Origin of the sequence: Streptomyces hyderabadensis, from assembly GCF_020404845.1 — a bacterium.
Classification (GTDB): domain Bacteria; phylum Actinomycetota; class Actinomycetes; order Streptomycetales; family Streptomycetaceae; genus Streptomyces; species Streptomyces hyderabadensis.
Genome location: NZ_JAIOJZ010000052.1, coordinates 48298 through 54297, shown reverse-complemented (window position 1 = coordinate 54297; position 6000 = coordinate 48298). Strand labels below are relative to the sequence as shown.

Here is a 6000-nt window from a genome sequence, read left to right as displayed (position 1 = left end):
CAAACCCGGTGCCCGGCACCCCGGCACCGGCGCCCCCGCACCGGCTCGCCTCCGCTCAGGACTTGGGTTCGAAGGTCTTCGACAGGGTCCGCCAGGTGTCCCGGCGCAGATCGCCGCCCCAGTCGGCGGCCTTCGCGGTGTACATGAGCGCGTAGCCCTGGTGGTCGTTGACGACGAACCCCCGGTCCACGGTGCGGTACTTGGTGCCGCCGTCGGTGTAGGTGAACTCCCAGTCGGCCGCGTTCCAGCCCCGGTAGCCCACCTTCTCTATGCGGATCTTCCGGTAGTTGGAGCGGACCATGTACTGCTCCTGGTTCTTCCAGTCCGCCACCGGGTCGCCCTTGGGCGTGGAGGTCCAGGCGACCAGCAGCTTCTGTCCGCGGGGCCCGGTGAACCGGTCGCCCGAGGAGCCCGTGGTGGTGAACTTCCAGCCCTCGGGCAGCCCGATGCGGTACCCCTGGCCGCCCTCGTGGGTGGTGGCCACGCCCTCGTCGTCGTCGGACTTCCCCGCGTCATCCGACTCGCCGTCCGCCTCGCCGGAGGCGCTCGCTCCGGCGTCCGGGGCGCCGGTCGCGTTCGCGTCCCCGCTCGCGGCGGTCTCGGAGGCCGCCCCGTCGGTGCCGGTGCCGCTCTCCCCGTCCCGCTTGGTGTCGCCGCTCGCCCCGGCGGAGGCGACTGCCTTGCCGCCGCTGCCGCCCTCGGCGCCCTTGTCGTCGTCGCCCCCGCCGAGCGTGAGCGCCAGCACGGTGCCGAGCACCGCCAGCGCCACGACCACCGCGATGACGATCAGCGTCCGGCGCGGCACCACGTCGGTGAGCGGGGCCCGGGGCACGGGCCGGGCGGGCAGGTCCGGCGGCGGTACGACGGGCCAGCCGGAACTCTGCGCGCCCCCGGCGGCGTGCGACGCGCCGGGCCGTGCACCCGCACCCGGGGCCGACCCCGCCCTCGGGGCCGGCGGCGCGGCGGCCGTCCCGGCGGACCCGTGGGCCGCCCTCGTCCCCGCGGCTCCCGCCGTCGTCCGGTCCTCGCCGCCCGGCCTGGTCCGCGCGGCGGCCGCCGCACCGGCGGCACCGGCCCCGACGGCGGCCTTGCGCACGGAACGCAGTGCTCCGCGAAGCTTCTCCCCGGCCTCCTCGCCCAGCTTGCCGCCGGGCCCCTGGGCACCGCCGCGGCGCCTGCGCCCGTCCGGCTGCGGGGGCAGCGGCACCACCTTGGTGGCGTCGACCGGTTCGGCCCCGGCCGCCTGCTCCGGGGCGTGGATGACCTTGTTGAGCATGGCGCGGGCGCCCGCGTCGTCGAGCCGCTGGGCCGGGTCCTTGGTGAGCAGCCCGTAGATGACGTCCCGCAGCGGGCCCGCGTTCTTCGGCTCCTCCAGGCTCTCCGTCATCACCGCGGTGAGCGTCGCGATCGCCGAGCCCCGGTCGTAGGGCGGGGTGCCCTCGACGGCGGCGTACAGCAGTCCGCCCAGCGACCACAGGTCGGCGGCCGGTCCGGGCTTGTGGCCGCGGGCGCGCTCGGGCGAGATGTAGGAGGGGGCGCCGACGAGCATGCCGGTGGAGGTGATGGAGGGGTCGCCCTCGACCTGGGCGATGCCGAAGTCGGTGAGCACGACCCGGCCGTCCTCGGCGATCAGCACGTTGGACGGCTTCACGTCGCGGTGCAGGATGCCCTCGCGGTGCGCGGAGCGCAGCACGTCCAGGACGGCCAGCCCGACCTCGGCGGCCCGCTTCGGCTCCAGCAGGCCGTCCTCACGGATGGCCTCGGCGAGCGACTTGCCCTCGACGAGTTCCATCACGATCCACGGCCGGTCGTCCTCCTCGACGACGTCGTAGACCGTGACGGCGCTGTTGTTGCGGATCCGCGCGATCGCCTTGGCCTCGCGCAGCGTGCGCGTGATCAGGCGCCGCTTCTCCTCCTCGTCGATGTTCCCCGGGAACCGCAGCTCCTTGACGGCGACCGTGCGTCCGAGGGTCTCGTCCTCGGCGCGCCACACCGTCCCCATGCCGCCGCGGCCGAGCACGTCTCCCAGCCGGTACCGCCCGGCGAGGAGACGTGCGCTCTTGTCCGTACGGGATGTCCCCGCCCGCTCCGCCTCCGACATGCGTCCCCTCATGCAACCCGCCCTGACAGAGCCTTCATTGTCCCTCACCCGACAAGTGCTCTACGCCCAGGGTGCCCGCAGGGTTCCCTCCCGGCCCCTCCTCACCTCGCCACGATGTCCGGCGCCCCCAGCCTGGCCGCGTCGGCCGTCAGGTCGTCGGGCTGGCGCTGCGACTCGCGCTCGGCCTCGACCCGCTTCTCGTAGTGCTGGATCTCCCGTTCGACCTGGCCCTTGTCCCAGCCGAGGACCGGCGCCATCAGCTCGGCGGCCTCGCGGGCGCATTGCGTGCCCCGGTCGAAGGTCTCGATGGAGATGCGGGTGCGCCGGGTGAGTACGTCGTCCAGGTGCCGGGCGCCCTCGTGCGAGGCGGCGTAGACGACTTCGGCGCGCAGGTAGTCGTCGGCGCCGGTGAGCGGCTCGCCCAGGGAGGGGTCGGCGGCGACGAGTTCGAGCAGTTCCTCCGTCAACGCGCCGTACCGGTTGAGCAGATGCTCGACGCGCACGACGTGCAGTCCGGTGCGGGCGGCGATCCGGGCCCGCGCGTTCCACAGCGCGTGGTAGCCCTCGGCGCCCAGCAGCGGGGTCTCCTCGGTGACGCAGTCGGCGACCCGCAGGTCGAGCCCGTGCACGGCCTCGTCCACGGCGTCCTTGGCCATCACCCGGTACGTCGTGTACTTGCCGCCCGCCACCACGACCAGCCCGGGCACCGGATGCGCGACGGTGTGCTCGCGCGACAGCTTGCTGGTGGCGTCCGACTCGCCGGCCAGCAGCGGCCGCAGCCCGGCGTACACGCCCTCGACGTCGTCGCGCGTGAGGGGCACCGACAGCACCGAGTTGACGTGTTCCAGCAGGTAGTCGATGTCGGCGCTGGAGGCGGCCGGGTGGGCCTTGTCGAGGTCCCAGTCGGTGTCCGTGGTGCCGATGATCCAGTGCCGGCCCCAGGGGATGACGAACAGCACGGACTTCTCGGTGCGCAGGATCAGCCCGGTGGTGGAGTGGATGCGGTCCTTGGGCACGACCAGGTGGATGCCCTTGGAGGCCCGCACGTGGAACTGGCCGCGCTCGCCCACCATGGCCTGGGTGTCGTCGGTCCACACCCCGGTCGCGTTCACCACCTGCTTGGCGCGGACCTCGTACTCGCCGCCCGCCTCTACGTCCCGCACCCGCGCGCCGACCACCCGTTCGCCCTCGCGCAGGAAGGAGGTGACCCGGGCGCGGTTGGCGACCTTGGCACCGTACGCCGCCGCGGTACGCACCAGCGTGGCCGTGAAGCGGGCGTCGTCCATCTGGGCGTCGTAGTACTGCAGCGCGCCGACCAGCGCGTCCTTCTTCAGGGCCGGTGCCACCCGCAGCGCGTGACGGCGGCTCAGGTGCCGGTGCAGCGGCAGGCCCCGGCCGTGCCCGCGGGCCATGGACATGGCGTCGTAGAGCGCGACGCCCGAGCCCGCGTACAGCCGCTCCCACCCCTTGTGCTGGAGCGGGTACAGGAACGGCACCGGCTTCACCAGGTGCGGCGCCAGCCGTTCGAGCAGCAGCCCGCGCTCCTTCAGCGCCTCCCGCACGAGCGCGAAGTCCAGCATCTCCAGATAGCGCAGCCCGCCGTGGATCAGCTTGCTGGACCTGCTGGAGGTCCCCGAGGCCCAGTCCCGGGCCTCGACCAGCCCGACGGACAGGCCGCGCGTCACGGCGTCGAGCGCGGTGCCCGCACCGACCACGCCGGCGCCCACCACCAGTACGTCGAGCTCGCGCTCGGCCATGGCGGCGAGCGACTCGGCGCGCTGCGCCGGCCCAAGGGTCGCTGTCCTCACTGCTGCCTCCCGCTGTCGGTCGCGTCGGCCGCACCCGTCGGGCGAGCCCGGTTCCTGGTACCCACCATGCCCAGATTCTGACCGGCCTGCCCGACTTCGGCAGCCGCAGACCCCAACCTGTGGACAACTTCCCCACGGTCCCTACCGGCAGCCGGCGCGCCGTCGACACTCGCCGAAACTCCGCAGATCAATACCGCAAATCGGTCATATTTACTCCTAGTCTGACGTTGTGCTCGCCCGTCCTGTCCACCGGGCTTGCGCACCTGTCCCGCTTCGGCTACTGGGAAGGACGGCCCACGCCATGCCCGCAGATCTCGCCGTCATCGGACTCGGCCCGTACGGCCTGCCGCTGGCCCAGGCCGCCGTCGCCGCCGGCATCCCCACCCTCGGCTACCGCACCGGCCCCGAGGCCGACCCACTCACCCCCGCCGAGGTGCGCCGGATGCTCGCCACGGGCTTCCGCACCCCGACGGGACCGACCGGACCGGCCGAGCTGGGCCGGGTCCGCACCGCGGTCATCTGCGCGCCCACGCCGCCGGGCGCGGACGGCGGCCTGGACCTCACCCAGGTGGAGGCCGCGGCCCGCACCCTCGCCGCCCACATGCGCCCGCACACCACCGTCATCCTGGAGTCGCCGGTGCGGCCCGGGACGACGGAGGAGTTCCTGCGCCCGCTCCTGGAGCAGGGCTCGGGGCTGCGGGCCGGCCGCGACTTCCACCTCGCCTACTCCCCCAGCCGCGTGGACCCCGGCAACCGCGACTTCACCCCGGCCAACACCCCGAAGGTCATCGGCGGCCTCACCCCCGCCTGCACCGAGTCGGCCGCCGCCTTCTACAGCCGCCTCACGGACAAGGTGGTCCGCGCGCGGGGACCGAGGGAGGCGGAGACGGTCCAGCTCCTGGAGACCAACTTCCGGCATGTGAACATCGCCCTGGTCAACGAGATGGCCGTGCTCTGCGACGACCTCGGCGTCGACCTGTGGGACGTGCTGCGCTGCGCGGAGACCAAGCCCTTCGGCTTCCAGGCCTTCCGCCCCGGACCCGGCGTCGGCGGCCACTCCGTCCCCCAGGACCTCACCGGCCGGGCCCCGCACAGCCTGCGCATGGTGGAGCTGGCCCAGCAGGTCAACGCCCAGATGCCCCGCTACGTCGTCCAGCGCGCCGCCGCCCTCCTCAACGAGCACGGCAAGTCCGCGCGCGGCGCCCGCATCCTCCTGCTCGGCGTCACCTACAAGGCCGACCTCGCCGACCAGCAGGCCACCCCGGCCGAGGAGATCGCGACCCGCCTGATGTCCATGGGCGCCGCCGTGAGCTACCACGACCCGCACATCCCGTCCTGGAACGTCGCCGACCGCCCCGTCCCCCGCGCCGACTCCCTCTACGAGGCCGCCGCCGACGCCGACCTCACGATCCTCCTCCAGCAGCACCGCACCTACGACCTCCAGGGCTTGTCGGTCAAGGCCCAGCTCCTCCTGGACACCCGGGGCGCCACACCCACGGGGGCGGCGCACCGGTTGTGAGCCGGGGGCGCACGGGGGTGACCGTGCCACGGGGTTGGTGGTGGGAGGGCGGCTGCGCCGGTACGGTGAGGAGCGGATGGTGCCCACCGCAGGGGCTTTGCGGCCGGGTATGGGTGTCCACCCCTATTTCTCCTAGGGACGGCCGCTCACCATCCACAAAGGGTGGAGCCCACCGCACTGGGAATGCGGCAGGCTCCAAAGAAGTGAACGGAGTGTCCACCCCTACCTCTCATAGGGGTGGCCGCTCACTTCCCATAAATCCACAAGATGCACCTCCTCCGGAACTTCACCATCCGCAGACGGAGCCGGTCCCAGCGGGTGGACTTGCGGTGACGGCCCATGGCGCGCCCCCTTCCACGATGCCGCCCATATCCCGGTGGGGCGGTCCGTCTGGAATTCGGGCCGGGCCCCGAGGAGCGGGGTCCGGAACGGTTCCTTGGAAGGGGGCGCCCCAGAGAGCGGGTCGCCGATCAGGGACACTACCGATCCGGCACAGCCCTCCCGCGCGTATTCGCCCCGAACACCACCGCACGCCCCCGCGCCGCGTCACGCGCCCCCTCAGGAGCCCCCGA

The 6000-nt window shown here is 73.3% G+C and carries 3 protein-coding genes; 1 reads left to right on the top strand and 2 read right to left on the bottom strand.

Annotated elements, in window-relative coordinates; translation table 11 throughout:
• Positions 1–55: 55 nt before the first annotated feature.
• Together K7854_RS30325 and K7854_RS30320 are read right to left on the bottom strand one after the other, a co-directional pair.
• Positions 56–2101, bottom strand: a complete 2046-nt coding sequence (locus tag K7854_RS30325) for a serine/threonine-protein kinase (RefSeq protein WP_226029743.1) — start codon at positions 2099–2101, stop codon at positions 56–58.
• Positions 2102–2202: 101 nt separating this feature from the next.
• Complete coding sequence (locus K7854_RS30320; protein WP_226029741.1) at positions 2203–3909, bottom strand: glycerol-3-phosphate dehydrogenase/oxidase; 1707 nt, start codon at positions 3907–3909, stop codon at positions 2203–2205.
• Positions 3910–4210: 301 nt separating this feature from the next.
• Here K7854_RS30320 and K7854_RS30315 point away from each other — a divergent pair, with 301 nt between their 5' ends.
• Positions 4211–5428: a nucleotide sugar dehydrogenase gene (locus K7854_RS30315; RefSeq protein ID WP_226029740.1), complete on the top strand. Its 1218-nt coding sequence runs from the start codon at positions 4211–4213 to the stop codon at positions 5426–5428.
• Positions 5429–6000 lie beyond the last annotated feature (572 nt).

Coding starts and splice junctions, on each gene's coding strand:
- K7854_RS30325 (WP_226029743.1), bottom strand. CDS start 2,101: ATGTCGGAGGCGGAGCGGGCGGGGACATCCCGTACGGACAAGAGCGCA.
- K7854_RS30315 (WP_226029740.1), top strand. CDS start 4,211: ATGCCCGCAGATCTCGCCGTCATCGGACTCGGCCCGTACGGCCTGCCG.